The 22208-nt window shown below is 66.4% G+C and carries 24 protein-coding genes; 7 read left to right on the top strand and 17 right to left on the bottom strand.

Annotated elements, in window-relative coordinates; translation table 11 throughout:
• Positions 1-486 carry a UPF0262 family protein gene (locus tag GGR46_RS08530; RefSeq protein WP_183996389.1) on the bottom strand — a complete coding sequence of 162 codons (486 nt, stop codon included), beginning with the start codon at positions 484-486 and terminating at the stop codon, positions 1-3.
• Between the two features lie 83 nt (positions 487-569).
• Between GGR46_RS08530 and GGR46_RS08525 the strand changes: the two genes are divergently transcribed.
• Together GGR46_RS08525 and GGR46_RS08520 are read left to right on the top strand one after the other, a co-directional pair.
• The gene (locus GGR46_RS08525; RefSeq protein ID WP_183996387.1) at positions 570-2063 is read left to right on the top strand and encodes a replicative DNA helicase; all 1494 of its coding nucleotides are present in this window, start codon (positions 570-572) and stop codon (positions 2061-2063) included.
• A 42-nt stretch (positions 2064-2105) separates the two neighbouring features.
• Positions 2106-3548, top strand: a complete 1443-nt coding sequence (locus GGR46_RS08520) for a S41 family peptidase (protein WP_183996385.1) — start codon at positions 2106-2108, stop codon at positions 3546-3548.
• Here GGR46_RS08520 and GGR46_RS08515 read toward each other — a convergent pair.
• The 12 genes from GGR46_RS08515 to GGR46_RS08460 form a co-directional block, all read right to left on the bottom strand.
• Positions 3542-4144, bottom strand: coding sequence for a hypothetical protein (locus GGR46_RS08515; protein ID WP_183996383.1), 603 nt, complete (start codon positions 4142-4144; stop codon positions 3542-3544). The genes GGR46_RS08520 and GGR46_RS08515 overlap by 7 nt on opposite strands.
• Positions 4145-4157: 13 nt before the next feature.
• On the bottom strand, positions 4158-4922 hold the full coding sequence (locus tag GGR46_RS08510) for a phosphoadenylyl-sulfate reductase (protein WP_183996381.1): 765 nt from the start codon (positions 4920-4922) through the stop codon (positions 4158-4160).
• A complete protein-coding gene (locus tag GGR46_RS08505; protein WP_183996379.1) occupies positions 4915-5340 on the bottom strand; it encodes a DUF934 domain-containing protein in 426 nt (141 codons plus the stop codon). The genes GGR46_RS08510 and GGR46_RS08505 overlap by 8 nt, the downstream gene beginning before the upstream one ends.
• Positions 5333-6964: a nitrite/sulfite reductase gene (locus GGR46_RS08500; RefSeq protein WP_183996377.1), complete on the bottom strand. Its 1632-nt coding sequence runs from the start codon at positions 6962-6964 to the stop codon at positions 5333-5335. The genes GGR46_RS08505 and GGR46_RS08500 overlap by 8 nt, the downstream gene beginning before the upstream one ends.
• Position 6965: 1 nt before the next feature.
• Entirely contained in the window at positions 6966-7262 is a 297-nt protein-coding gene (locus tag GGR46_RS08495; RefSeq protein WP_183996375.1) for a DUF2849 domain-containing protein, read from the bottom strand.
• On the bottom strand, positions 7259-8044 hold the full coding sequence (cobA, locus tag GGR46_RS08490) for a uroporphyrinogen-III C-methyltransferase (protein WP_183996373.1): 786 nt from the start codon (positions 8042-8044) through the stop codon (positions 7259-7261). The genes GGR46_RS08495 and cobA overlap by 4 nt, the downstream gene beginning before the upstream one ends.
• 92 nt (positions 8045-8136) lie before the next feature.
• Positions 8137-8730: a hypothetical protein gene (locus GGR46_RS08485; protein ID WP_183996371.1), complete on the bottom strand. Its 594-nt coding sequence runs from the start codon at positions 8728-8730 to the stop codon at positions 8137-8139.
• Positions 8731-8789: 59 nt separating this feature from the next.
• Positions 8790-10088 (bottom strand): glycoside hydrolase 5 family protein, encoded by a 1299-nt coding sequence (locus GGR46_RS08480; RefSeq protein WP_183996369.1) that lies wholly within the window; start codon positions 10086-10088, stop codon positions 8790-8792.
• A 153-nt stretch (positions 10089-10241) separates the two neighbouring features.
• Positions 10242-10532, bottom strand: coding sequence for a TFIIB-type zinc ribbon-containing protein (locus tag GGR46_RS08475; protein WP_183996367.1), 291 nt, complete (start codon positions 10530-10532; stop codon positions 10242-10244).
• 6 nt (positions 10533-10538) lie between these two features.
• Complete coding sequence (locus GGR46_RS08470) at positions 10539-11246, bottom strand: Bax inhibitor-1/YccA family protein (RefSeq protein ID WP_425506538.1); 708 nt, start codon at positions 11244-11246, stop codon at positions 10539-10541.
• Positions 11247-11467: 221 nt separating this feature from the next.
• Positions 11468-12883: a succinylglutamate-semialdehyde dehydrogenase gene (gene astD, locus GGR46_RS08465; RefSeq protein ID WP_183996365.1), complete on the bottom strand. Its 1416-nt coding sequence runs from the start codon at positions 12881-12883 to the stop codon at positions 11468-11470.
• A gap of 60 nt (positions 12884-12943) precedes the next feature.
• Entirely contained in the window at positions 12944-14293 is a 1350-nt protein-coding gene (locus tag GGR46_RS08460) for a protein adenylyltransferase SelO family protein (RefSeq protein WP_183996363.1), read from the bottom strand.
• Between the two features lie 18 nt (positions 14294-14311).
• Here GGR46_RS08460 and GGR46_RS08455 point away from each other — a divergent pair, with 18 nt between their 5' ends.
• From GGR46_RS08455 to GGR46_RS08445, 3 genes are all read left to right on the top strand, one after another.
• Positions 14312-15175, top strand: coding sequence for an alpha/beta fold hydrolase (locus tag GGR46_RS08455; protein WP_183996360.1), 864 nt, complete (start codon positions 14312-14314; stop codon positions 15173-15175).
• A gap of 99 nt (positions 15176-15274) precedes the next feature.
• Positions 15275-16408 carry a glycosyltransferase gene (locus GGR46_RS08450; RefSeq protein WP_183996358.1) on the top strand — a complete coding sequence of 378 codons (1134 nt, stop codon included), beginning with the start codon at positions 15275-15277 and terminating at the stop codon, positions 16406-16408.
• Positions 16409-16475: 67 nt separating this feature from the next.
• Positions 16476-17879, top strand: coding sequence for a nitronate monooxygenase (locus GGR46_RS08445; protein ID WP_183996356.1), 1404 nt, complete (start codon positions 16476-16478; stop codon positions 17877-17879).
• A gap of 48 nt (positions 17880-17927) precedes the next feature.
• On the opposite strand, the gene GGR46_RS08440 is transcribed toward GGR46_RS08445, so the two are convergent.
• Positions 17928-18368, bottom strand: a complete 441-nt coding sequence (locus tag GGR46_RS08440) for a PilZ domain-containing protein (protein WP_281396567.1) — start codon at positions 18366-18368, stop codon at positions 17928-17930.
• A gap of 158 nt (positions 18369-18526) precedes the next feature.
• Positions 18527-19525, bottom strand: a complete 999-nt coding sequence (locus tag GGR46_RS08435; RefSeq protein WP_183996352.1) for a 2-hydroxyacid dehydrogenase — start codon at positions 19523-19525, stop codon at positions 18527-18529.
• Positions 19526-19621: 96 nt separating this feature from the next.
• Here GGR46_RS08435 and GGR46_RS08430 point away from each other — a divergent pair, with 96 nt between their 5' ends.
• On the top strand, positions 19622-20098 hold the full coding sequence (locus GGR46_RS08430) for an SH3 domain-containing protein (RefSeq protein WP_183996350.1): 477 nt from the start codon (positions 19622-19624) through the stop codon (positions 20096-20098).
• Between the two features lie 169 nt (positions 20099-20267).
• On the top strand, positions 20268-20663 hold the full coding sequence (locus GGR46_RS08425) for a lysozyme inhibitor LprI family protein (RefSeq protein ID WP_183996348.1): 396 nt from the start codon (positions 20268-20270) through the stop codon (positions 20661-20663).
• Here the strand turns inward: GGR46_RS08425 and GGR46_RS08420 are convergent.
• Positions 20660-20944 carry a hypothetical protein gene (locus GGR46_RS08420; protein WP_183996346.1) on the bottom strand — a complete coding sequence of 95 codons (285 nt, stop codon included), beginning with the start codon at positions 20942-20944 and terminating at the stop codon, positions 20660-20662. The genes GGR46_RS08425 and GGR46_RS08420 overlap by 4 nt on opposite strands.
• Positions 20945-20994: 50 nt before the next feature.
• A complete protein-coding gene (locus GGR46_RS08415; protein ID WP_183996344.1) occupies positions 20995-22182 on the bottom strand; it encodes an acetyl-CoA C-acyltransferase in 1188 nt (395 codons plus the stop codon).
• Positions 22183-22208 lie beyond the last annotated feature (26 nt).

Here is a 22208-nt window from a genome sequence, read left to right as displayed (position 1 = left end):
CTAACCCTTGATGTGAAGCACGCAGATCAGCGTGAACAGGCGGCGGGCGGTATCGAAGTCCACGTCGATCTTGCCTTCCAGCCGGTCCTTGAGCAGCGTCGCCGCGTCGTTGTGGATGCCGCGCCGGGCCATGTCGACGGTTTCGATCTGGGCAGGCGTGGCGTTGCGAATCGCGGCATAATAGCTGTCGCAGATGGCGAAGTAATCGCGGATCGGGCGGCGGAATGCGGCCAGGCCGAGGATCAGTGTCTCCTGATGGGAATCGTCGGCGCGCTTGATCTCCAGTGCCAGCCGGCCTTCCTGCACCGCCAGATGGAGCTTGTAGGGGCCGGCATAGCTGTCCGCCTGGGGGCGCTGGGGCGCGAAGTGATTCTCCTCGAGCAGGTCGAAGATCGCGATCCGGCGCTCCTGCTCGATATCGGCCGAGCGCCACAGAATCGTGCGCTCGTCGAGCGTGACGTCGATGATGCGCGGATCTGCGGCCATACCGCCGTTGCTTTGCGACCTATTACCGTTTTCCACAAGCTGTGCGGTTGCCGGAAACGCCGGGCGGTGCGCATAGGATGGGGATGGCGCAACCGATCCCCCTTCCGATTCCCGATTCTCCCGAAGGCCTGAGCCTGCCCGCGAACGTCGAGGCGGAGGCCGCGCTGCTCGGCGCAATGATGATCGACAACCGAGTCGCGGAAGACGTGCTGCAGAAGCTGCGCCCCGAGCATTTCTTCGAGCCGCTGCACGGGCGGATCTATGACGCGATCTCGACGCTGGTGGGCGACAACCGTCTCGCCACGCCGGTGACGCTCAAGCCGCTCTTCGCCGCCGATGCCGCGATGAAGGAGCTGGGTGGGCCGGCCTATCTGGCGCAGCTGACCGGCAACCCGGCCAGCTTGATCGGCGCGCGGGCGTTTGCGGACCAGGTCTATGACCTTGCGGTGCTGCGCGCGCTGGTCGGCGTCGGGCGCCATCTGGTCGACAGTGCGCTCGATACCAGCGAAGAGATCAATCCTGCCAAGCAGATCGAGCAGGCCGAGCTAAAGCTATACGAAGTCGCGGAAAAGGGCGGCGAGGATACCGGCGCCAAGAGCTTCACCCGCGCCGCGACGGTGGCGGTGCGGCACACCGAGCGGGCGATGAACTCGGGTGGCAGCGTGTCGGGCATCACCTCGGGCCTGACCGACTTCAACGCGATGACCGGCGGCCTCAACCGTTCCGACCTTCTGATCCTTGCCGGGCGCCCGGGCATGGGCAAGACCTCGCTCGCCACCAACATGGCGTTCAACGCGGCCAAGCGATACCTCGACGACATGGAGGCTGGGATTCCGGAGGACAAGTCGATCGGCGCGCCGGTCGCCTTCTTCAGCCTCGAAATGTCGGCCGACCAGCTGGCGCTGCGTATCCTGTCCGAGCAGTCCGAAGTCTCGTCGGAGAAACTGCGTACCGGCAATATCTCGGGGCCTGAGTTCATGAAGTTTGCGCGGGCGGCGGGCGATCTGGAGCGGCTGCCGCTCTATATCGACGACACGCCCGGCCTGACCATCGCGGCGCTGCGCACCCGTGCGCGGCGACTGAAGCGTCAGTACAAGATCGGTTTCGTGGTGGTCGACTATCTCCAGCTGCTCACCGGCTCGGCCAAGGCCTCGGGCGACGGGCGCGTGCAGGAAATCTCGGAGATCAGCCGCGGCCTGAAGACGCTGGCCAAGGAGCTGCACGTGCCGGTGCTGGCGCTGTCCCAGCTCAGCCGCGCGGTGGAAAGCCGCGAGGACAAGCGGCCGCAGCTCTCCGATCTTCGTGAATCGGGCTCGATCGAGCAGGACGCAGATATCGTGCTGTTCGTCTATCGCGACGAATATTATCACGACTTCAAGGCGCCCAAGGTGCCCGACGGCAATTCGACGCCGGACGAGATCGCCAAGTACCAGGCCTGGCAGGACCACCAGCTGCAGGTGGCGAACAAGGCGAGCGTGATCATTGCCAAGCAGCGTCACGGTGCCACCGGTACGGTGGACCTGCGCTTCGATCGCCAGTTCACCAAGTTCAGCGACCTCGCGCCGGGCGGCTATTGATCCGGCTTGCCGGACTTCGGTACGCTTGCGTATCAAGTCGGCATGCCGTTCCTAGCGTTCGCGATGGCCGCCTGTCCGGCGGGCCAGCTTAGCCCCGTCCGGGCCATCGAAGATCTGGAACTGGCCATCTCCGCCGCAGAGGCGGGATTGCCCGACATCTATTGGCGTCAGAGCCCGGCGCAATGGGCGAGGCGCAAGGCCGAAGCGCGAACGGCGATGGCGCGAGTTACCAATGAGGAAGAATTCTTCCGCGCGCTGAGCCCGCTGCTGCGCGGGATCGGCGAGGGGCATCTCTCGGTGGCGCGCAGCGAGGGGATGAACTGCCGCTATCGTGAGACGGCACAGCTCTTCCCGCTCGACCTGCTCTGGCGCGACGAAGGCGCCTTTGTCACCGCCGGTTATGGCGGAGCGGCGGACGTGCCGGTGGGGAGCCAGCTGCTCTCGGTCGGCGGGCAGGGCCACAAGGCGATGCTCGAGGAGATGGCGCGGGTGAGCGCGCATGACGGCGACAACCGGACGGGGGTGATGCGCGACCGGCTGGGGCGCGGCTATGCGGCGGTGCGCTGGTGGATGCGCGGCAACGAGCGCGATTATGCAGTCCGGCTGAAACTGTCCGACGGCCGGATCGTCGCGCGGTGGCTGGCGCCGGTGCCGTTCAGCGCCCGGCCCGCGCCGCCCGAGGATCCCGCACCGGTGGCGACGCTGCGTTGGGTGAATGTCGACACCGCCTATCTTTATGTCCCGACCTTCAGCAACAAGCGGTATCGGGCGGCGGGGGCGGACTATCGCGCGACCGTCCAGGCGATCTTCGAGCAGATTGCCGCGCGTGGGACGAAGAATCTGATCCTCGACCTGCGCGACAATGGGGGTGGATCCGAGCCGAACGAGAGCATCCTCCTGTCCTATCTGATCGAGGAGCCGTTCCGGAAATACGCGTCGGTCCGTTCGCGGTCGAACAGGCTCCGGGTGACGAGCCTGTCCGGCAAGGTTTTCGAGCAGGAAATCTATGATGCCGACGAGTTGAGAACGGTGGAGGCGGCGCCGAATGGCGATCTGCTCCGCATCGACGCTCCGCCCGAGGGCCTGATGACGCGCTGGGAAAGGGCGCGCCCGGTCTTCAAGGGCCGGCTGGTCGTACTTGCAGGCGGCTATACCTTCTCGGGCGGCGCCGAGCTGGCATCGATGCTCCGCGCGACCAACCGCGGGCTGTTCGTCGGCGAGGAAGTGGGTGGGACCCATGGCGGCAACACCAGTGGCTATAAATGGGAGCTGACCCTGCCCAATTCAGGGATGGAGATCGGCATCCCGCTGCTCGCCTTCCGCTTCACATGGCCTGAACCGCATCCCAATCACGGCGCCATGCCGGATTGCTTCGTCCAGCCGCGTGTGGGCGAGGTGCGGGTGACGAAGGATGCTGCCTATGACGTGGCGCTGCGGGCACTGAGCAGGGCATGGGCGGCGCCCTCCAGGACGGTCTGTCAGTAGCCGAGACGCTTCAGTTCCTGCTTCACTGCGGCGATCGTCTTGAAGCGATAGTGCGTGTCGCCGCCCTCGCGCGAGCTGCATTCGCAGCCGACCCCGCCGAACTTCTTGCTGAGCCCCTCCAGATAGGTCAGCGCCGGCTTGCCGATAGCGGGCGTATCGAACAGGCGGACTTCGTAGAAGGCGCCGCTATAGTCGTAATGCTGCTGCGGCCATTTGAGGATGACGATCAGCTCGCGATCCGCGTCGCGATCGGCATTGGCGAAGCCGATCGCCGCGACCTCGGCGTCGCCGCCTTCCTCCTCGCCGGTGGTGACCGCGATCTTGCCCCAGGCGCCGTCCGGCTGCTGCACCAGTGCGAACAGCTCGCGGAAGCTGACAGTGTAGTTGTTCTGTAGTTCGCCGCGCTGATAGTCGGCGAAGATCGTACGTCGGCCATTCCAGGGCGCATCTACGATATTCAGATCGCCTTCGGGCCGGTCGAGGATACGCGCGGCGAAATGTGCCGGGGGCTCGCCGGTCTCGAGGCGCCAGTCGGGAGCGGTAGCGTTCGCAGTGGCGAGCAGGGCGAGGAGCGGGAACAGGGGCCGAATCGACATCGGCCCGAACCTATCAGAAGCTCGGCTGGTTGGGGTCGCCGTCTTCGATCGCGGTGTGGATGCCGCACTCGGTCTTGTCCCAGCCGCGCCAGCGACCCGAGCGGGGATCTTCGCCCGGCTTGACCACGCTGGTGCACGGCGCGCAGCCGATCGAGAGATAGCCCTGTGCCTCCAGGGGATGGCGAGGCAGGCTGTGCATCTCGAAATAGGCTTCGATGTCGTCCTTGGTCCAGCTGGCCAGCGGGTTGAACTTCAGCCGGTCGCCATCGAGCTCGAAGCGGGGCAGGGCGTTGCGGGTGCTCGCCTGGAATGCCTTGCGGCCGGTGATGCTGGTGTCGAAGCCGGCGAGCGCCTTTTCCAGCGGCATCACCTTGCGGATTTCGCAGCAGCCGTCCGGATCATAGGACCAGCGCAGGCCGGTGGCGTCGCGCTTCTCGATCGCCTCGGCATCGGGCACGATGATCTGGAGGTTCTTCAGCCCGATGAATGCCGCGAGCTGGTGAACATAGGCAAGCGTCTCCGGGAAATGCTTGCCGGTATCGAGGAAGATCACGGGGGTGTTCGGATCGGCCTGGGCGACCAGATGGAGAAGGGCCGCGCTCTCGGCGCCGAAGGACGAGACGAGCGCGACGTCGCCTAGCATGTGGTTGCCCAATACTTCGCGCAGCATCTCGGGCGTGTCGGTGCCGCGGAACAGGTTGTTCAGGCGGATCGCGTCAGCCGCCGTCCAGCGCGGGGCGACGTCCAGTCGATCAACCTTGCGTACGGCTTCAGCCATGCCGGCGTTTCCATACGGGCACCGCAGGATCGGCTGCCGCCTGATAGTGGAATTCGTAGCGGGCCAGGCTTGCCGCGAGCACGGCCTCGTCGACCGGAGCCTCTGGTGCGAAGCTGTCGAAGCCGCAGCGGCGCATCAGCGGGATCTGATCGACCAGGACGTCGCCCTGGGCGCGCAGCTCGCCGGTATAGCCCGCCTCCCGCAGGATGCGGCCGGTGGAATAGCCGCGGCCGTCGCGGAACTTGGGGAAGCTCACTTCGACCAGCGCGAGGCGATCGAGATAGGGGAGCAGGATGCGCGCATCCTCGCCGCTCTCGATGCGGACGGCCGTGGCGTTGGACTGGCCGAGGAACGCGTCGAGGGTGACGGCGGGCTCCTCATGCGTCTCGTCGTCGCGGTAGCGCAGCAGATCACCCATAGATCGCCTCCTTGAACGGGGCCATGCCGAGGCGGCGATAGGTATCGAGGAAGCGTTCGCCGTCCTCGCGCTGGGCGAGATAGAGGTCGGTCGCCTTCTCGATCGCGTCGACAATGCCGTCCTCGCTGAAGCCGGGGCCGGTGATCGTGCCGAGCGACACGTCCTCCGCGCCCGAGCCGCCGAACGACAGCTGGTAATTCTCGACGCCCTTACGGTCGACACCGAGGATGCCGATGTGACCGGCATGATGGTGGCCGCAGGCATTGATGCAGCCGCTGATCTTGAGCTTGAGTTCGCCGAGTTCGCGCTGGCGGCCGATGTCCGAGAAGCGCGTCGCGATCTTCTGCGCGAGCGGGATCGAACGCGCGTTGGCGAGGCTGCAATAGTCGAGGCCCGGGCAGGCGATGATATCGCTGATCAGGCCGAGATTGGCTTCGGCCAGGCCCGCTTCGCGCAGCTGCTGCCACACGGTGTAGAGATCGGCCTTGCGGACATGCGGCAATACGATGTTCTGGGCGTGGGTGACGCGCAGCTCGTCGAAGCTGAACTGTTTGCCGAGATCGGCCATCAGGTCGATCTGGTCGGCGGTGGCGTCGCCGGGGATGCCGCCGATCGGCTTGAGGCTGATCGTGACCACCGCATAGCCCGGCTTCTTGTGCGCCGAGACATTCTGATCGAGCCAGACGGCGAAATCGGGATCGCTGCGGTCGAGCGTGTCGGGCGCGTCCGCGTCGAAGGCGGGCGGGGCGAAATAGGCGGCGATACGATCGAACTCGGCCTGGGGCGGATCGATGCCGAGCGCCTTCACCGCGGCGAATTCCTCCTCGACCTCGGCACGATATTTGTCCGCGCCGAGCTCGTGGATCAGGATCTTGATCCGCGCCTTGTACATGTTGTCGCGGCGGCCATAGCGATTGTAGACGCGCAGGCAGGCTTCGAGATAGCTGACGAAATCGTCGAAGGGCACGAAGTCCTTGATCAGCGGCGCGATCATCGGGGTGCGGCCCATGCCGCCGCCCACGTAAATCGCGGCACCGAGCTGGCCGTCCTTCTCGACGATCTGGATGCCGATATCGTGCAGGCGCATCGCCGCGCGGTCTTCCTCTGCTGCGATCACGCAGATCTTGAACTTGCGCGGCAGGTAGCTGAATTCGGGGTGGAACGTGCTCCACTGGCGCAGCAGCTCGGCCCAGGGGCGCGGATCGGTCAGCTCGTCGGCTGCGGCACCGGCGAACTGGTCCGACGAGATGTTGCGGATGCAGTTGCCGCTGGTCTGGATGGCATGCATCTCGACCGTCGCCAGCTCGGCGAGGATGTCGGGCGCGTCCTCGAGCTTGATCCAGTTGTACTGGAGGTTCTGGCGGGTGGTGAAATGGCCATAGCCGCGATCATATTTGCGGGCGATGTGCGCCAGCATGTGCATCTGGCGGCTGTCGAGCGTGCCATAGGGCACGGCGACGCGCAGCATGTATGCGTGGAGCTGGAGGTAGAGGCCGTTCATCAACCGCAACGGCTTGAACTGGTCCTCGGTAATCTGGCCGGCGAGGCGGCGGTTCACCTGGTCGCGGAATTCCTCGACGCGGGCCGCGACGATGGAGTGGTCATATTCGTCGTATTTGTACATGTCAGATCACCCAGCTGCCGGCATTGGGGTCGGCGGGCTTCAACGTCAGGTCCGGACGGACGGTGGGGCCGAGCGCGCGGATGCGGTCCTTGATGTGCGCGGGGCGGGGCCCCTCGGGCGTGGCAGTCGCGTCGATCACATAGGGACCGTTGACCCGGCGCGCGCCTTCCTCGGCATGGGCGATCGCCTCGCCCTGGTCGCCGACATCGACGGCATCCTCGACATGGCGCGACCAGCCCGAGCCGGACCACCAGGTGACGTCGCCGGTGGGAAGATCGTTTCCGGTGAGCAGCTTCATGCCAGCGCCTCCGCCGCCTTCGCCCAGTTGGCGAGCTTGTCCTCGGCATCGGCTAGCATCACGACTTCGCCGACGATGATGATCGCGGGGCTCTGCACCTGCTCGCGCGCGACCATCGGACCGAGATCGGCGAGCAGGGTACGCAGCGCGCGGCTGCCCTCCAGCGTGCCGCGCTCGAGCACCGCGACGGGCATGTCGGGCGAGACGCCGTCATTCATCAGCTTCTCGGAGATGTCCGGGCAGGTGGCGACGCCCATATAGATCACCAGCGTGCGGCCCTTGCCGGCCAGGCCGGACCAGTTCTGCTCGCTGAGGCCCTTGCATTGGCCGGCGACGAAGCTGACCGCGCTCGACCAGTCGCGGTGCGTGAGCGGCAAGTTGACCTCGGCGGCCGCACCCAGCGCGGCGGAGATGCCCGGGATGACTTCCACCGGCAGGCCGGCGGCGCGCACGGCTTCGACTTCCTCGCCACCGCGACCGAAGATGAACGGGTCGCCGCCCTTGAGACGGACGACGATCGCGCCGGTCTTCACATGTGCGACGATCAGTGCGTTGATCGCATCCTGCGGCACGGTGTGCTTGGAGCGGCTCTTGGCGACCGAGATGCGGTGGGCCTGGGGGGCGAGATCGAGAACGCGCGGATCGACCAGCCCGTCATGGACGAGCACATCGGCCTGCTTGAGCGCCTCGACGGCGCGCACGGTGAGCAGGCCCGGATCGCCGGGGCCCGCGCCAACGAGAATCACGCGCCCGCGCGCGGTGGGATCGAGAAGGGTCGCCATGGACGGCAGATGGGCCGCGACGGCTCGGGGGGCAACGGACGGTTGCTTGGGGTGGGGCTAGGGAAACTATCGCCAGTGGCTGCGTGTAGCCGCTAGGGGCGATCGAGAAGCCCGATGGGCGGCTCTGGTGGCATGTTCAGGCGCCCTTTCGGGCTTGGCCAGAATTTGAACTTCGTCACAGCAAACCAGACGAGGCCGGCAAAGACCACCGTGCCGATCATCAGGTACAGACCATTCATTCGGTCCGAGGTGTACAGCTCACGATCCCGCCATATCAGGCTCAGCCAGAATGCCAGAAACATCAGGCTGATGGTGGATGCGGGGGCATCGCCGAAATAGTGGATGTAGATTCTGGATATCAACGCATCCCGCCTGTTCTCCTCCGCACGAAGGCGCCAGGTGCGCATTGCGATATGCGCGGCCAGAATACTGAAATAGAACATCAGTGCGGTGATCGCGGCGGAGCTGGACAGTAAGAGCCAATAGTCGTGGAGGTTGTCCAAGTGCTCGAAGGTCGGGCTCTTGAGCGCAAAATAGGCCGCGGTAAAAAATCCCTGAGACGTGAACAGCCACGACATCCGGTGATGGATGAGTGTGTGCTCGAACTGAATTTTGTTCAGAGCCTCCGCATATTCGAGTTCGTACGTCGGGTCTTTCGGAACGCGATCCCTCATAGCGCCAGACATGTTTCCTCCCCCTCAGGAAGCACCAGTCTATCACGCGCTACTGCGATCCGCAGATCGTTTTAGTCCACAATGGCGAGAGCCCGGGCATGCGCCTGTATCACCGCGCGGGTAGAGACGTCGCTGTCGAACACGCCGTACCAGCCCTGGGGCTCGTGGGGCGGATCGCCTAGCCAGGCGGTGTCGCCGGGGCGGAAGCGGTGGTCGCCGTGCACCGGGCGGCCCTCGCCGTTCCAGGCCCAGAAGTTGGAGCCGGCGATGATGGCTGGATTGGCTTCGACTGCGTCGTAGATCAGCTTGTAATACAGGTCCTTGTAGCGAGTTGCTGACTCTGGATCATAGCCGCCGCCGTCGCGTGGATAACCGAATTCCTCGATCGCCAGCGGCTTGCCGATCTCGGTCGCCAGCGCGAGGTGCTGGGCGATGTACTCGCGCACCCTGGCGAAGCTCGCGTCGTTGGTGCCGGCGATATCCTTCGCATCGACCCAACCCCAGTTGAGCGGCCAGATATGGGCGGTGAGATAGTCGATCTCGGGGAAGGTGTGCGCGGCCTTGTAGACATCGGCGCGCTCGACCGAGCCCTTGAGCCCTTCGCTACCGGTGGAGACGAGGTGCCTGGGCGAAAGCGACTTGATCAGTTTCGCCGTGCCCTGGATCCAGCCATTGTACGCAGCGAGGTTCGGCTCGGCGGATTTGGAGCTGCCGCCGGGACGCGGTTCGTTGGCGAGTTGCCAGGCCATGATCGTGGAATCGCCGGCATGGCGCTTCACGGTGGCGCGGACATAGTCGTGGAACAGGGCGACGGCCTCGCTGTTCGCGTAGAATTGTGCGGTCATGTCCGGGAATTCGGGCCAGGGATGGGCCGGATCGTTCGCGTCGAGATACTTCCCGCCATTCACCCAGCTGAGATAGGTCATCATCCCGCCCGACCATTCCCAGAAATTGGTGAGGTAGAGCACCGCCTTCATGTCGCGCTTGGCGAGCTCGGAGAGCGCATAGGCCAGGCCGTCGACCAGGGCCGGGTTCCACGCGCTTCCCCTGGTGCGGAAGGCCGGCTTCACCGAGTTCTTGAGCGGGGAATCCTCGGCCGAGGCGGCGATGCGCAGGTTGCGGATACCGATCGAGGCCAGCGTGTCGAGCTCGCGGCGCAGGCGGTCCCGATTGCCCCAGGGCGCATCGGCCCCGAGCCAGGCGGCGTACCACATGTTCGTGCCAGCGAAGCGATAGGGCTTGCCGCCGAGCAGCAGGCCAGTGCCCTTGCGGGTGACGAAATCGTCGGGAGCGGCGATTGCGGGAAGGGGAAGCGCGGCGCCGGCGAGCGCGGCAGCGGTCGATCCGAGCACGGACCTGCGGGTGATCATGGTCTTCCTCCCCTGTTAGCGGTCACAGCATAACCGCCACGGCGCGGGGAGGAAGTGGGGTTGGACGGGGCGCGGCCTTCGCAGGTGAGGAGGGTAAAAGGCCGCGCCCGTCCGCCCGCGCGTATTGCGCCTGCACGCGGGCTGGGATCAGGGTCAGTCGAACAGTTCCTCGAGGAACGACTTGCGGCGCTTCTGCGGATAGTGCCCGCCAAGGCCGTGGCCGCGATCATCATAGCGCGGGCGCTCGTCGCGATACTCGCCGCGATATTGCGGCTGGGGAGCCGCCGGTGCGGGCGCCGGGGTAGCGCTGCGCTCGATGATCTTGTCGAGTTCGCCGCGATCGAGCCACACGCCCCGGCAGCTGGGGCAATGATCGATCTCGATCCCGGAGCGCTCGACGGGCACCAGCACGGTGCCGTCGACGGGGCAGGTGAAACTGGCCATCGCGTGTTACTCCCGCTCGCCCGTCAGGTTCAGCAGCAGCTGGAACATGTTGATCAGGTTCAGATAGAGCGACAGCGCGCCCATGATCGCCAGCTTGTCGGCAGCTTCGCTGCGACCGTAGTGGGCGTACTCGCTCTTCAGGCGCTGCGTGTCCCAGGCGGTGAGGCCGGCGAAGATCACGATGCCGATGACCGAGAACAGCGTCTGCAGCAGCGACGAGCCGAGGAAGATGTTGACGATGCTCATCAGCACCACCGCGATCAGGCCGACCATCAGGAAGGTGCCCATGCCGGTCAGGTCACGCTTGGTGGTGTAGCCGAACAGGCTCAGCGCCAGGAACATGCCGGCCGCGGCGAAGAAGGCGGTGGCGATGCTCTCGCCCGTGAAGACCAGGAAGATGCTGGCCATCGACACGCCCATCACGCCGGCAAAGGCGAAGAAGGCGGTGCGCGCGCCGGCCGTGCTCATCCGGTCGATGCGGAACTGGAAGAAGAAGATGAAGGCGAGCGGCGCGAACATCGCCACCCATTTCAGCGGCGTGCCGAAGATCAGCGCGACCAGTGCCGGCGTGCTCGCCACGGCAAGCGCGACGAGGCCGGTGATCGCCAGACCGATCCCCATGTTGCGATAGATGCCCAGCATGTGCTGGCGCAGTCCCTCGTCAAAGCGCGCGGCTGCGGCGCCGGTGCGGGGAGTCTGGTAGAGAGGGTTCACGTGCGAAAACTCCAATCGAAGCAAAGCATTCGATCGAGCGACGCCCGGGGCCGGTTCGGTGGGGAAGGGGGACTTGGCCGTCCGAACCTGCACCGAGCGCGCTCGATGCGGTCCGACATCACGAGGGCTTGGAAAGCCCTCGCCAGAGGGGCCCGGTCCGCTTCTGGAATGTAGGCGGCGGGTCGTGGCGCTTCAACGCCGCGATTGTAACGAATTGTTGCTCAGGCGTCCCTGAGACCGACCCCCATCGAGGCGCGGGAGGATTCGCTTTCCGACGAGACCACCGGATAGGCGCAATAGTCCGCGGCGTAATAGGCGCTCGGGCGGTGGTTGCCCGACCAGCCCACGCCCCCGAACGGTGCCGCCGACGAAGCGCCGTTGGTCGGCCGGTTCCAGTTGACGATCCCGGCGCGGATGTTCGCCCAGAACTGGTCGTAGCGCTTGGGATCCTGCGAGACGAGGCTGGCCGACAGGCCGTAGCGCGTGTCGTTGGCCTCGATGATCGCGTCCTCGAAGCTGTCCGCCCGGAAGACCTGGAGGATCGGGCCGAACAGCTCGACGTCCACCTTTTCGCGCGCGCCGGTCATATCGATCACGCCGGGGGTGAGGAAGGGGCGGCCCTCGATCGGGCGCTCCATGTGGCGGAGCGGACGGCCGCCCATGGTCGACAGCGCCAGGAAGCTCTCGGTGAGCATGTCGGCCGCGTCATTGTCGATCACCGGGCCCATGAACGGCGCCGGATCGGCATGGGGCTCGCCGATGATCAGGCGGCCGATCAGCTTGTTGAGCTCGCCCATCAGCGGATCGAACAGCTTCTGGTCGACGATCAGGCGGCGGGCGGCGGTGCAGCGCTGGCCGGCGCTGGTGAAGGCCGACTGAACCACCAGCACGGCGGCCGAATAGAGATCGGGCGTGTCCCACACCACGATCGGGTTGTTGCCGCCCATTTCGAGCGCGAGGATCTTCTCGGGCCGGGTGGCGAACTGGCGGTTGAGCGCGATGCCGGTATTGGCCGAGCCGGTGAACAGCAGGCCGTCGATGTCCGGATGGCCGGCGAGCGCCTTGCCCTCGTCCGGGCCGCCGACGAGCAGGCGGACACAGCCCTCGGGAATTCCGGCGGCGTGGAAGCAATCGACCAGGAAGGCGCCCGAGGCCGGGGTCTTCTCCGACGGCTTGAACACCACGGCATTGCCGGCGAGCAGCGCGGGGACGATGTGGCCGTTGGGCAGGTGGACCGGGAAATTATAGGGGCCGAGCACCGCCAGCACGCCGTGCGGCTTGTGGCGCAGTGCCAGGCGAGTGTTCATCGGCGCATCGATCCGGCGCTGGCCGGTCCGCTCCGAATAGGCGGTGATCGAGATATCGACCTTGGCGATCACCGTCTCGACCTCGGTGCGCGCTTCCCAGAGCGGCTTGCCGGTCTCGCGGGCGATGAGGTCGGTGAAGGCGTCCGCTTTCTGCCGCACGACATTGGCGAAACGGCGCAGCGCCTCGATCCGATAGGCGAGCGGGTGGGCCGCCCAGGCGGCCCAGCTCGCGCGGGCGAGGGCGACTTCCCTGTCGGCGTCTCCGCTAGTCTGGCGCCAGAGAACCGCACCGGTGGCGGGTTCGGTCGAGATGATTTCCGTGCCGGGCATCGATTTCGGGGAGAATTGGTCTTTCGGGAAGGTTGCCGTGCTTTGCACGAATTTGGGCGGCTAGGCCAGTGCCTCTGCCATATGTCGGATCGCCGCGACCTTGGCATGGAGCGGCGCCCAGTCATCCGATTCGGCGATCGATGCCCAGAGCGTCTCCACCTCGTCGATCAGCATCGAGCAGGGTGTGCCGGACCAATAGGCGTGGTCGCGTGCCTTGCGGGGCTGGTAGAACTCCAGCTGGCCACGCAGATCGTCGAACGCTTCGCCATAATGGGTAGGAAGCTCGCCGCCGAACGCATCGAAGAAGAACTCGTCGAGCGGGGTCAGCGTCTCGGCCAGGGCCTTTTCCAGCACGCGGGTGAGGATGCCGTCCGCCTCGGTGCCGCGGGGATTGACGCCGAGGCGCCAGAGCAGGGCTTTGGTGACTTCGCGCTGATAGGTTTCGGGGTAGGCTTCCATCGCCTCGATCAGCGGTTCCTCGTCGGCGATCAGGCGCAGCGAGATGGCGAGCTGCATCGCGTCCCAGTAGATCGCCTCGGGCTGGCGGCCGAAGGCGTAGAGCCCGGCATGGTCGAAATAGGCGGCGGTGAAGCCCGGCTCCCAGAAGGGAGCGAAGCGCCACGGGCCGTAATCGAAGCTCTCGCCGGTGACGTTGATGTTGTCGCTGTTGAGCACGCCGTGGACGAAGCCCGCGGCCATGAAGCGCGCGGCCATCGTCCCGGTGCGCTCGCAGACATGGGCGAGCAGGCGGGCGGGGCCGTCCGCGCCCGGCTCCTCGCCATAATAATGGCGCAGCACATAGGCGACGAGGCGCTCCATCGCCTCGGCCTCCTGGAAATGGGCGAGGCGCTGGAAGGTGCCGATGCGGATATGGCCGTGGTTGAGGCGGACCAGCACCGAGGAGCGGGTAGGCGAGGGCTCGTCGCCGCGGTGGAGCTCCTCGCGGGTCTCGATCAGCGAGAAGGTGCGGCTGGTGGGTACGTTCAGTGCCTCGAGCATCTCGGTGGCGAGGATTTCGCGGACGCCGCCTTTGAGCGTGAGGCGGCCGTCGCCGAAGCGGCTGTAGGGGGTCTGGCCCGAACCCTTGGTGCCCAGGTCCATCAGCCGGCCGTGCGAGTCGGTCATCTGCGCGAACAGGAAGCCGCGGCCATCGCCGATCTCGGGGTTGTACACGCGGAACTGATGGCCGTGATAGCGCAGCGCCAGCGGGGCTTCGAGCGAGCCCCTGAGCGGTTGGAATCGGCCGAAATGGGCGACCCACTCCTCGTCCGACAGACCGTCCAGCCCAACCTCGGCCGCGGCACGGTCGTTACGGAATCGCAGGCTCGTCTGCGGGAAGAGCGCGGCGGCGACGCGATCGTAGAATGCATCGCCGAGTTCGAGGATCGCCTGTTGCGGAGTGAAGTCCATGCGGCGATATGGGGAACAATGGCCGAGCGACGCAACTATTCCGACGGTTTCTGGTGGTCGCGGGACGGGATTCGTCTCCACTATCGCGAATATGCAGGCCCGGCGGACAAGCCGCCGGTGCTGTGCTTCCCGGGGCTGACGCGCAATGCGCGCGATTATGAGGCGCTGGCCGAGCGGCTGGCCGGGCAGTGGCGCGTTATCTGCGTCGAGTTCCGCGGGCGGGGGGAGAGTGGGTATGCGAAGGATTCGATGTCCTATGTGCCGCTCACCTATTTCCAGGATGTCGAGGCGCTTCTCGAGGCATTGAAGGTCGAGAAGTTCATTGCGATCGGCACCTCGTTGGGCGGACTGGTGACGATGCTGCTCGCCGCCACCGAGCGCGACAAGCTGGCCGGCGTGGTGCTCAACGACGTCGGTCCCGAGATCAATCCCGCGGGACTGGCGCGAATCCGCACCTATGTCGGCAAGGCGGTGTGGTACCCGACCTGGATGCACGCGGCGCGCGGCGTCGCGGAGGGCAATGCCGATGTCTATCCGGACTATGGCATCGAGGACTGGCTGCGCATGGCCAAGCGGCTCTACCGGGTGAACAGCTCTGGCCGCATCGTCCTGGACTACGACATGAAGATCGCCGAGCCGTTCCGCGTGCCGGGCAACGAGGCCGGGCCGGACATGTGGCCGACGATCGACGCGATCAACGGCCGACCGCTGCTGATCGTGCGCGGCGAACGCTCGGATATCCTGAGCGAGGACACCGCCGCGAAGATGGTGGCGCGGGTGCAGGGCGCCGAGCTGGTCACCGTGCCCGGCATCGGCCACGCGCCGACGCTGGAGGAGCCCGAGGCGGTTGCGGCGATCGAGCGGCTGCTGGCGAGGATTTGATCGCCGTCACGGCGCCGACCCGGGAACGTGACGAACTCTTGCCGCGCGATATCCTGGCTTTCGCCGGGAAGACTGATTGACTATCGAGCTTTCCCAACGATGCCTGTCCACATCCTCCACCTCCATTCGACCTTCAACCTCGGCGGCAAGGAAGCGCGCGCCGTGCGGTTGATGAACGCGTTCGGCGACAAGGCGCGGCACACGATCGTCTCGGCGATGCCCGACCAGCTCGAGGCGCGGGCGATGATCGCCAAGGGGATCAAGTACGAGATCGCCCAGGACCCGCCGCCGCTCTCGGGCAAGCCCTCGGTCAAGCGCTACGAGGCGATCGCGCGCTACATGCGCCGCTTCGATCTGGTGCTGACCTACAATTGGGGCGCGATCGACGGGGTGATGGCGGCGCGGGTGTTCGGCAAGGGCCTGCCGCCGGTGATCCATCACGAGGATGGGTTCAACCAGGACGAGGCCGAGAAGCTCAATCCGGTGCGGAACATGTACCGCCGGCTCGCATTGCCCGCCGCCAACGCGCTGGTCGTGCCGTCCGAGATACTCGAGAAGATCGCGCTCCGGCAGTGGCGCCAGCCCGTCGAGCGGCTGTTCCGCATCGCCAACGGCATCCCGACCCAGCTCTATGCCGGCAAGCCCGACATCGAGCTGATCCCCGATCTCAAGAAGAAGAAGCCCGGCACGATGGTGATCGGCTGCGTGGCGGGCCTGAGGCCGGTCAAGGACCTGCCGATGCTGGTCCGCGCGGTGGCGGGGCTCAATACGCGCTTCAAGCTGGTGATCGTGGGCGAGGGCCCGGAACGCCAGAACATCCTCGACGCCGCCGAGGCGATGGCGATCGAGGACGACGTGATCCTGCCCGGCTTCCTGCCCGAGCCGCACCGCTATATGGGCCTGTTCGACGTGTTCGCGCTCTCGTCGAAGAGCGAGCAGGCGCCGCTTTCGGTACTGGAGGCGATGGCCGCGGGGCTCCCCGTCGTCGCGCCCAAGGTGGGCGACATCCCGAAGATGGTCGGCGAGCGCAACGTGCATTTCCTGCCGCCCGAGCGCACCGAGGTGCAGCTGCGCGATTTCATCGGCTCGTTCGCCAAATATCCCGAGGAACGCTCGCTGGTCGGCGAGGAGAACCGGGCGCGCGTCCGTGCGTTGTTCGATGAAGGTGAAATGATCGCCGCCTATGCGCGGCTCTATGGCGCCGCGATGGGACGGCCTGACGCACTGCAATAACGAATGTTGCTCGCTTGTTGCGTCCGATCCGTCTAGCGTCGCCCGAATTTTTTAGTCTGGAGGTTCTGTGTTCAAGGGTCTGTCACCCATCCTGTACAACGGCCGTGAAGTCTGGCCGATCGTCGAGGGGGGCAAAGGCGTGGCTGCCACCAACCACGCCAGCGCAGGCGCCTGGGCCGCCGCGGGCGGCATCGGCACGGTCTCCGCGGTCAACGCCGACAGCTATGATGCCGAAGGCAAGATCATTCCCCAGATCTATCGCGCGCTCACCCGCCGCGAGCGCCATGAAGAGCTGATCGAATACGCGATCGAAGGCGCCGTACAGCAGGTCAAGAAGGCCTTCGAGATCGGCGGCGGCAAGGGCGCCATCAACATCAACGTGCTGTGGGAAATGGGCGGTGCGCAGCGCGTGCTGCACGGCGTGCTCGAGCGCACCCGCGGCATGGTGGCGGGCGTCACCTGCGGCGCGGGCATGCCCTACAAGCTCAGCGAGATCGCGGCGTCGTACAATGTCAACTACCTGCCGATCGTCAGCTCGGGCCGCGCCTTCCGCGCCCTGTGGAAGCGCGCCTATTCCAAGGCGAGCGAGTGGCTGGCTGCGGTGGTGTACGAGGATCCCTGGCTCGCCGGCGGCCATAACGGCCTGTCGAACGCCGAGGACCCGCTGAAGCCGCAGGACCCGTATCCGCGCGTCAAGGAACTGCGCGAAGTGATGCGCGAGGGCGGCATCTCGGACAGCGTGCCGATCGTGATGGCCGGCGGCGTCTGGTATCTGCGCGACTGGAGCAACTGGATCGACAATCCCGAGCTGGGCGCGATCGCCTTCCAGTTCGGCACCCGTCCGCTGCTGACCCAGGAAAGCCCGATCCCGGCCGAGTGGAAGGCCAAGCTGATGGAGATCGAGGAAGGCGAGGTGCTGCTGCATCGCTTCTCGCCCACCGGTTTCTATTCCTCGGCGGTGCGCAACCCGTTCCTGCGCAGCCTGGAAGCGCGCAGCGAGCGCCAGATCCCCTATTCGACCGAAGAGGCGGGCGACCACACCTTCCAGCTCGACGTGGGCGTGAAGGGCAAGAATTTCTGGGTAACCCGCAACGACCTGCTGCGCGCGCGCCAGTGGTTCGGCGAGGGCTTCACCTCGGCGCTCAAGACCCCGGACAACACTTTGGTGTTCGTGACGTCGGACGAGCAGCAGATCATCCGTACCGATCAGAAGGACTGCATGGGCTGCCTCAGCCAGTGCGCCTTCTCGTCCTGGGCGGATACCGAGACGAACTCGACCGGCCGGCTGGCCGACCCGCGCAGCTTCTGCATCCAGAAGACGCTGCAGGACATCGCGCATGGCGGCCCGACCGACCACAACCTGATGTTCGCGGGGCATGCTGCCTACAACTTCAAGCGGGATCCGTTCTATTCGAACGGCTTCGTTCCGACGGTGAAGCAGCTGGTGGACCGGATCCTGACGGGCGACTGAGGGCGACCAAGGGGTTTCCGGCGCGGCTTTGGCCGCGTCTCGGGGACGTCAGGAGACTTCGGTCAAATCCGCCATGGCGGAGGCGCGGCCGGACTGGCCGCGAAGACGATTGAGGCCGGCACGCAGCCAGCTCTGGAAGATGCTGGGGCTCGTGTCGGCCGAGGCGCTGTTCGCGGGCAGCGTAGCATTGGTGGACGCCAGGATCGGGCCCAAGGCCACACCCTCATTGGCGGCACGGAGCAGTGCGTTGAAGTTCAGTCGCTCGATCAGCTGAATGCCCAGCGCCTTGCCCTTGACCCATACCACCTTGCCGACCAGCGCCAGCGAGGCCCTGCGGACCTCGACATAGGTGCCCGGCTTGGGTGGGAAGGGTGCCAGCAGCATCAGGCCATGCGGCGAGATGTTGCGGATGGTGACGTCACTCCATCCTCTCTTGCTGCGCATCTGGGCGGGAATGACGACCTCCCGCCTCGATTCTCTCGGTATCATCGGATTTCCCCCGACGCGCCACCCGAATAGGTGGCTTCGCGTAAGTAGAATTACGCAGAATTGTATTTACCGGGTGCTTGTGGACTCTGGTTAACGCGCCGGAAGAAGCTCCATATTGGAGGTATCGGCGAAGTAATCAGAAGTATTTATAAGATCAGCTACAGCCAGCCATCGAGTACCTGATCGGGTGGGCGATGCCCGTCGGACCAGGCCCGGATATTGGCCATCACCTTGACCCCCATGTCCTCGCGGCCCTCGAACGTGGCGGAGCCGAGGTGCGGGAGCAGCACGACATTGTCGAGATCGAGCAGGCGGGGATCGACCGCGGGCTCGTTGACGTAAACGTCGAGCCCGGCGCCGGCGATGCGCCGCTCGGCCAGTGCCGCGATCATCGCTTCATTGTCGATGATTTCGCCGCGGGCGGTGTTGATCAGCCAGCCGCTGGGGCCGAGCAGATCGAGCCGACGGGCGTCGATCAGGCCGCCGGTGCTGCCGGTGTGCGGGGTGTGGATGGTCAGGATGTCCGCCGCCTCGAGCATCGAATCGAGATCGCCATGCCAGGTCGCACCGAGCTGCGCCTCGAGCACCTGGGGCAGGCGGTGGCGGTTGTGGTAATGGATCTGCAGGCCGAAGGCGCGGGCGCGCATCGCCACCGCCTGGCCGATCCGCCCCATGCCGAGGATGCCGAGCTTCTTGCCGCCGATCCGGTGGCCGCGCATCGACGTGGGCGCCCAGCCGGTCCAGCCGCCGGCACGGACCAGCTCGTCCCCCTCGACCAGCCGGCGGGGCACGGCGAGGATCAGCGCCATCGCCATGTCGGCGGTATCCTCGGTCAGCACGCCGGGGGTGTTGGTGACGGTGATGCCACGCTCGCGCGCCGCCTTCAGGTCGATATGGCCGACGCCGGCGCCGTAATTGGCGATCAGGCGCAGGCGATCGGGTGCGGCGTCGATCAGCGCGGCATCGATCCGGTCGGTGACGGTGGGGACCAGCACGTCGCAATCGGCCATCGCGGCGGCGAGCGCCTCGGCGGTCATCGGCGTGTCCGTGGGGTTGGCCACCGTATCGAACAGCTGGGCCATGCGCCCCTCGATGCTCTCGGGCAGCGCGCGGGTGACGATCACCCGGGGGCGGGAAGGGCGCGGGCCTTGTGCCATAAAGAGCGGCTTGGCCGGTGGCAGGGCGCCAGTCAACGGTTGATGGCGGGGGCGAGGTGCGCGTAGATGGCCCGAACACTATTCAATGGGGGTCGCATGCGTTTCGGGAAGTGGGCCGTGCTCGGCGTCGTTGCGCTGGGGCTGGCCGTTCCCGCGGCGGCCCAGCGCAAGACGCCCTATTTCGTTTCGATCAAGGCGGAGAAGGCGCGGATGCGCACCGGGCCGGGGCGCAACTATCCGTCGAACTGGCTCTACCAGCGCCGCGGCCTGCCGCTGAAGGTGATCGACATCTATGGCGAGTGGCGCAAGGTCGAGGATCCGGACGGCACCCAGGGCTGGATGCTCGCCAACCTGCTCGACGACGTGCGCACCGCGATGGTGATCGGCACGGTGACCGAGATGCGGGACGCCCCCCGTTTCAATGCACGGATCAGCTGGCGGGCAGCGCCGGGGGTGGTCGGCCGGGTGAGCCGCTGCGCCAGCAACTGGTGCTGGTTCGACGTCGCGGGGCGCGGCGGCTATGTCGAGCAGAGCCATATCTGGGGGACGGACCCCGGCGAGACGGTGAACTGAATTGGCCGGATAGGGGTGGGGTTTCTCAAATAGACCGTCATCCCGGCGAAAGCCGGGATCTCGTGCGGCTCCTTCTCCGCGCCTTCGCCTGAGATCCCGGCTTTCGCCGGGATGACGGTTATGGGGAGCCTGAATGGTGCGCAGGCGTTGCAGGGTTGAGGAGAAACGAATGACCTTCCGATTTGCCCTTGCCGCCCTTGCCGGTGCGATGATCGCGACGGGTGCTTCGGCGCAGACTGCGGGCGCCTTCATGCAGAACCCGGCCTTCAAGGACCCGGCGCCGGCCAAGTGCGAGACGACGTTCGACATGCAGCATTGCGCGGCGCACGACCTGCGTGTCGCCGATGCGCAGATGAGCGCCCGCTATTCGGCGCTGCGGGCGCGGCTCAAGCCGGCGGCACGGCAGAAGCTGCTGGTCGAGCAGCGCAAATGGCTCGCCGAGCGCGATCGTGGCTGCATCGCCAAGGGGGATCGCTATCGGGGCGGGTCGATCGCGCCGGTGGTGGTCGCGCAGTGCTGGGTCGATGTGACGAAGGCGCGGGCGAAGGTGCTGGCGAAGCGCTAGGCCAGCTTGTGGGGCGTCGGGTCGCCGCGTTCCTCGATGAGCTGGCGGCGGGCCTCGGTGCGGGCCTCTTCGTACCAGGCACGGGCGGTATCGGGGAGCGAGGCGAGGATCGCCTCGTCGGGCTCGACAGCGATGCGGCCGACCAGGGCCTCCACCTCGATGCCGAGCAGCGGCGCGAGGAGGCGCATGGTGCGGGCGCGGAGGCGGAACTCGAAATCGTCGAGGCGCGCCGATTCGACCTCGGCCTTTTTGAGCAGCGCGCCTCGTAGATCGAAGACCATCTCGTCCTCTCGATCGTCGTCCCGGCTTTCGCCGGGGCGACGTGGTTGGTTCAGTCCAGCAGTTCCACTGCCATCGCGGTCGCTTCGCCGCCGCCGATGCAGAGCGAGGCGAGGCCGCGCTTCGCGCCGCGCGTCTCGAGCGCCGAGAGGAGCGTGGCGAGGACGCGGGCGCCGCTCGCGCCGATCGGGTGGCCGAGTGCGCAGGCGCCGCCATTGACGTTGAGCACGGCGTGATCGAGCGACAGCTCCTTCATCGCGATCATCGCGACGGCAGCGAAGGCTTCGTTCACTTCGAACAGGTCGACATCGCCGATCCCCCAGCCGGCCTTGGCGAGGGCTTTCTTCATCGCGAAGACCGGCGCGGTGGTGAAGCGCGACGGGGCATGGGCGTGCGCGGCATGCGCGACGACGCGGGCGACGGGGGTGAGGCCGAGCTTCTCGGCGACGCTCCGCCGGGTCATCACCAGCGCGGCGGCGCCGTCGGAGATCGAGGAGGCATTGGCTGCGGTGATCGTGCCGTCCTTGGAGAAGGCGGGCTTGAGCGTCGGGATCTTGGCCGGATCGCCCTTGGCGGGCTGTTCGTCGGCGGTGACCTGGACCACGCCCTTGCGGGTCTTCACTTCGACGGGGGTGATCTCGCGGTCGAACGCGCCGCTCGCCTGGGCGGCCTTGGCGCGCTCGAGGCTGGCGATGGCGAAATCGTCCTGGGCGGTGCGGGTGAACTGATATTCCTGCGCCACTTCCTCGGCGAAATTGCCCATCAGCTTGCCGGGCTCATAGGCGTCCTCGAGCCCGTCGAGATACATGTGGTCCTTGAGCACGTCATGGCCGATGCGGGCGCCGGCGCGGTGGCGGAGCGACAGGTAGGGCGCGTTGGTCATGCTCTCCATGCCGCCCGCGATGAGCAGCTCGACCGAGCCGGCGGCGAGCGCCTCGGCGGCCATGATCGCCGCCTGCATGCCCGAGCCGCACATCTTGTTCACCGTGGTGGCCTCGATGTGGTTGGGCAGGCCCGCCTTGAGCGCCGCCTGGCGTGCCGGGGCCTGGCCGAGGCCGGCGGGTAGCACGCAGCCCATGTAGATGCGCTCGATCGCATCGCCCTTGAGCCCGGCGCGCTCGACCGCCGCGCCGACGGCGGCGGCGCCGAGATCGGTGGCGGAGGCGTCGGTCAGCACGCCCTGGAAGCTTCCCATCGGCGTGCGGGCATAGGAAGCGATGACGACGTCGTCGGCGGACATATTGGATCCTCTCGATTGTTGGGGCG

Origin of the sequence: Sphingomonas kyeonggiensis (genome assembly GCF_014196745.1) — a bacterium.
GTDB classification, from domain to species: domain Bacteria; phylum Pseudomonadota; class Alphaproteobacteria; order Sphingomonadales; family Sphingomonadaceae; genus Sphingomonas; species Sphingomonas kyeonggiensis.
This window is presented reverse-complemented; position numbering and strand designations above follow the sequence as displayed.

Excerpts from the sequence above, each read along its gene's own strand:
- GGR46_RS08435 (WP_183996352.1), bottom strand. The coding sequence starts at position 19,525 with ATGGCACAAGGCCCGCGCCCTTCCCGCCCCCGGGTGATCGTCACCCGC.
- GGR46_RS08440 (WP_281396567.1), bottom strand. The coding sequence starts at position 18,368 with ATGATACCGAGAGAATCGAGGCGGGAGGTCGTCATTCCCGCCCAGATG.
- GGR46_RS08425 (WP_183996348.1), top strand. The coding sequence starts at position 20,268 with ATGACCTTCCGATTTGCCCTTGCCGCCCTTGCCGGTGCGATGATCGCG.
- GGR46_RS08500 (WP_183996377.1), bottom strand. The coding sequence starts at position 6,964 with ATGTACAAATACGACGAATATGACCACTCCATCGTCGCGGCCCGCGTC.
- GGR46_RS08495 (WP_183996375.1), bottom strand. The coding sequence starts at position 7,262 with ATGAAGCTGCTCACCGGAAACGATCTTCCCACCGGCGACGTCACCTGG.
- GGR46_RS08515 (WP_183996383.1), bottom strand. The coding sequence starts at position 4,144 with ATGTCGATTCGGCCCCTGTTCCCGCTCCTCGCCCTGCTCGCCACTGCG.
- GGR46_RS08420 (WP_183996346.1), bottom strand. The coding sequence starts at position 20,944 with ATGGTCTTCGATCTACGAGGCGCGCTGCTCAAAAAGGCCGAGGTCGAA.
- astD (WP_183996365.1), bottom strand. The coding sequence starts at position 12,883 with ATGCCCGGCACGGAAATCATCTCGACCGAACCCGCCACCGGTGCGGTT.
- GGR46_RS08485 (WP_183996371.1), bottom strand. The coding sequence starts at position 8,730 with ATGTCTGGCGCTATGAGGGATCGCGTTCCGAAAGACCCGACGTACGAA.
- GGR46_RS08415 (WP_183996344.1), bottom strand. The coding sequence starts at position 22,182 with ATGTCCGCCGACGACGTCGTCATCGCTTCCTATGCCCGCACGCCGATG.
- GGR46_RS08460 (WP_183996363.1), bottom strand. The coding sequence starts at position 14,293 with ATGGACTTCACTCCGCAACAGGCGATCCTCGAACTCGGCGATGCATTC.
- GGR46_RS08525 (WP_183996387.1), top strand. The coding sequence starts at position 570 with ATGGCGCAACCGATCCCCCTTCCGATTCCCGATTCTCCCGAAGGCCTG.
- GGR46_RS08430 (WP_183996350.1), top strand. The coding sequence starts at position 19,622 with ATGCGTTTCGGGAAGTGGGCCGTGCTCGGCGTCGTTGCGCTGGGGCTG.
- GGR46_RS08475 (WP_183996367.1), bottom strand. The coding sequence starts at position 10,532 with ATGGCCAGTTTCACCTGCCCCGTCGACGGCACCGTGCTGGTGCCCGTC.
- GGR46_RS08510 (WP_183996381.1), bottom strand. The coding sequence starts at position 4,922 with ATGGCTGAAGCCGTACGCAAGGTTGATCGACTGGACGTCGCCCCGCGC.
- GGR46_RS08520 (WP_183996385.1), top strand. The coding sequence starts at position 2,106 with ATGCCGTTCCTAGCGTTCGCGATGGCCGCCTGTCCGGCGGGCCAGCTT.
- GGR46_RS08530 (WP_183996389.1), bottom strand. The coding sequence starts at position 486 with ATGGCCGCAGATCCGCGCATCATCGACGTCACGCTCGACGAGCGCACG.
- GGR46_RS08505 (WP_183996379.1), bottom strand. The coding sequence starts at position 5,340 with ATGGGTGATCTGCTGCGCTACCGCGACGACGAGACGCATGAGGAGCCC.
- cobA (WP_183996373.1), bottom strand. The coding sequence starts at position 8,044 with ATGGCGACCCTTCTCGATCCCACCGCGCGCGGGCGCGTGATTCTCGTT.
- GGR46_RS08480 (WP_183996369.1), bottom strand. The coding sequence starts at position 10,088 with ATGATCACCCGCAGGTCCGTGCTCGGATCGACCGCTGCCGCGCTCGCC.
- GGR46_RS08455 (WP_183996360.1), top strand. The coding sequence starts at position 14,312 with ATGGCCGAGCGACGCAACTATTCCGACGGTTTCTGGTGGTCGCGGGAC.
- GGR46_RS08450 (WP_183996358.1), top strand. The coding sequence starts at position 15,275 with ATGCCTGTCCACATCCTCCACCTCCATTCGACCTTCAACCTCGGCGGC.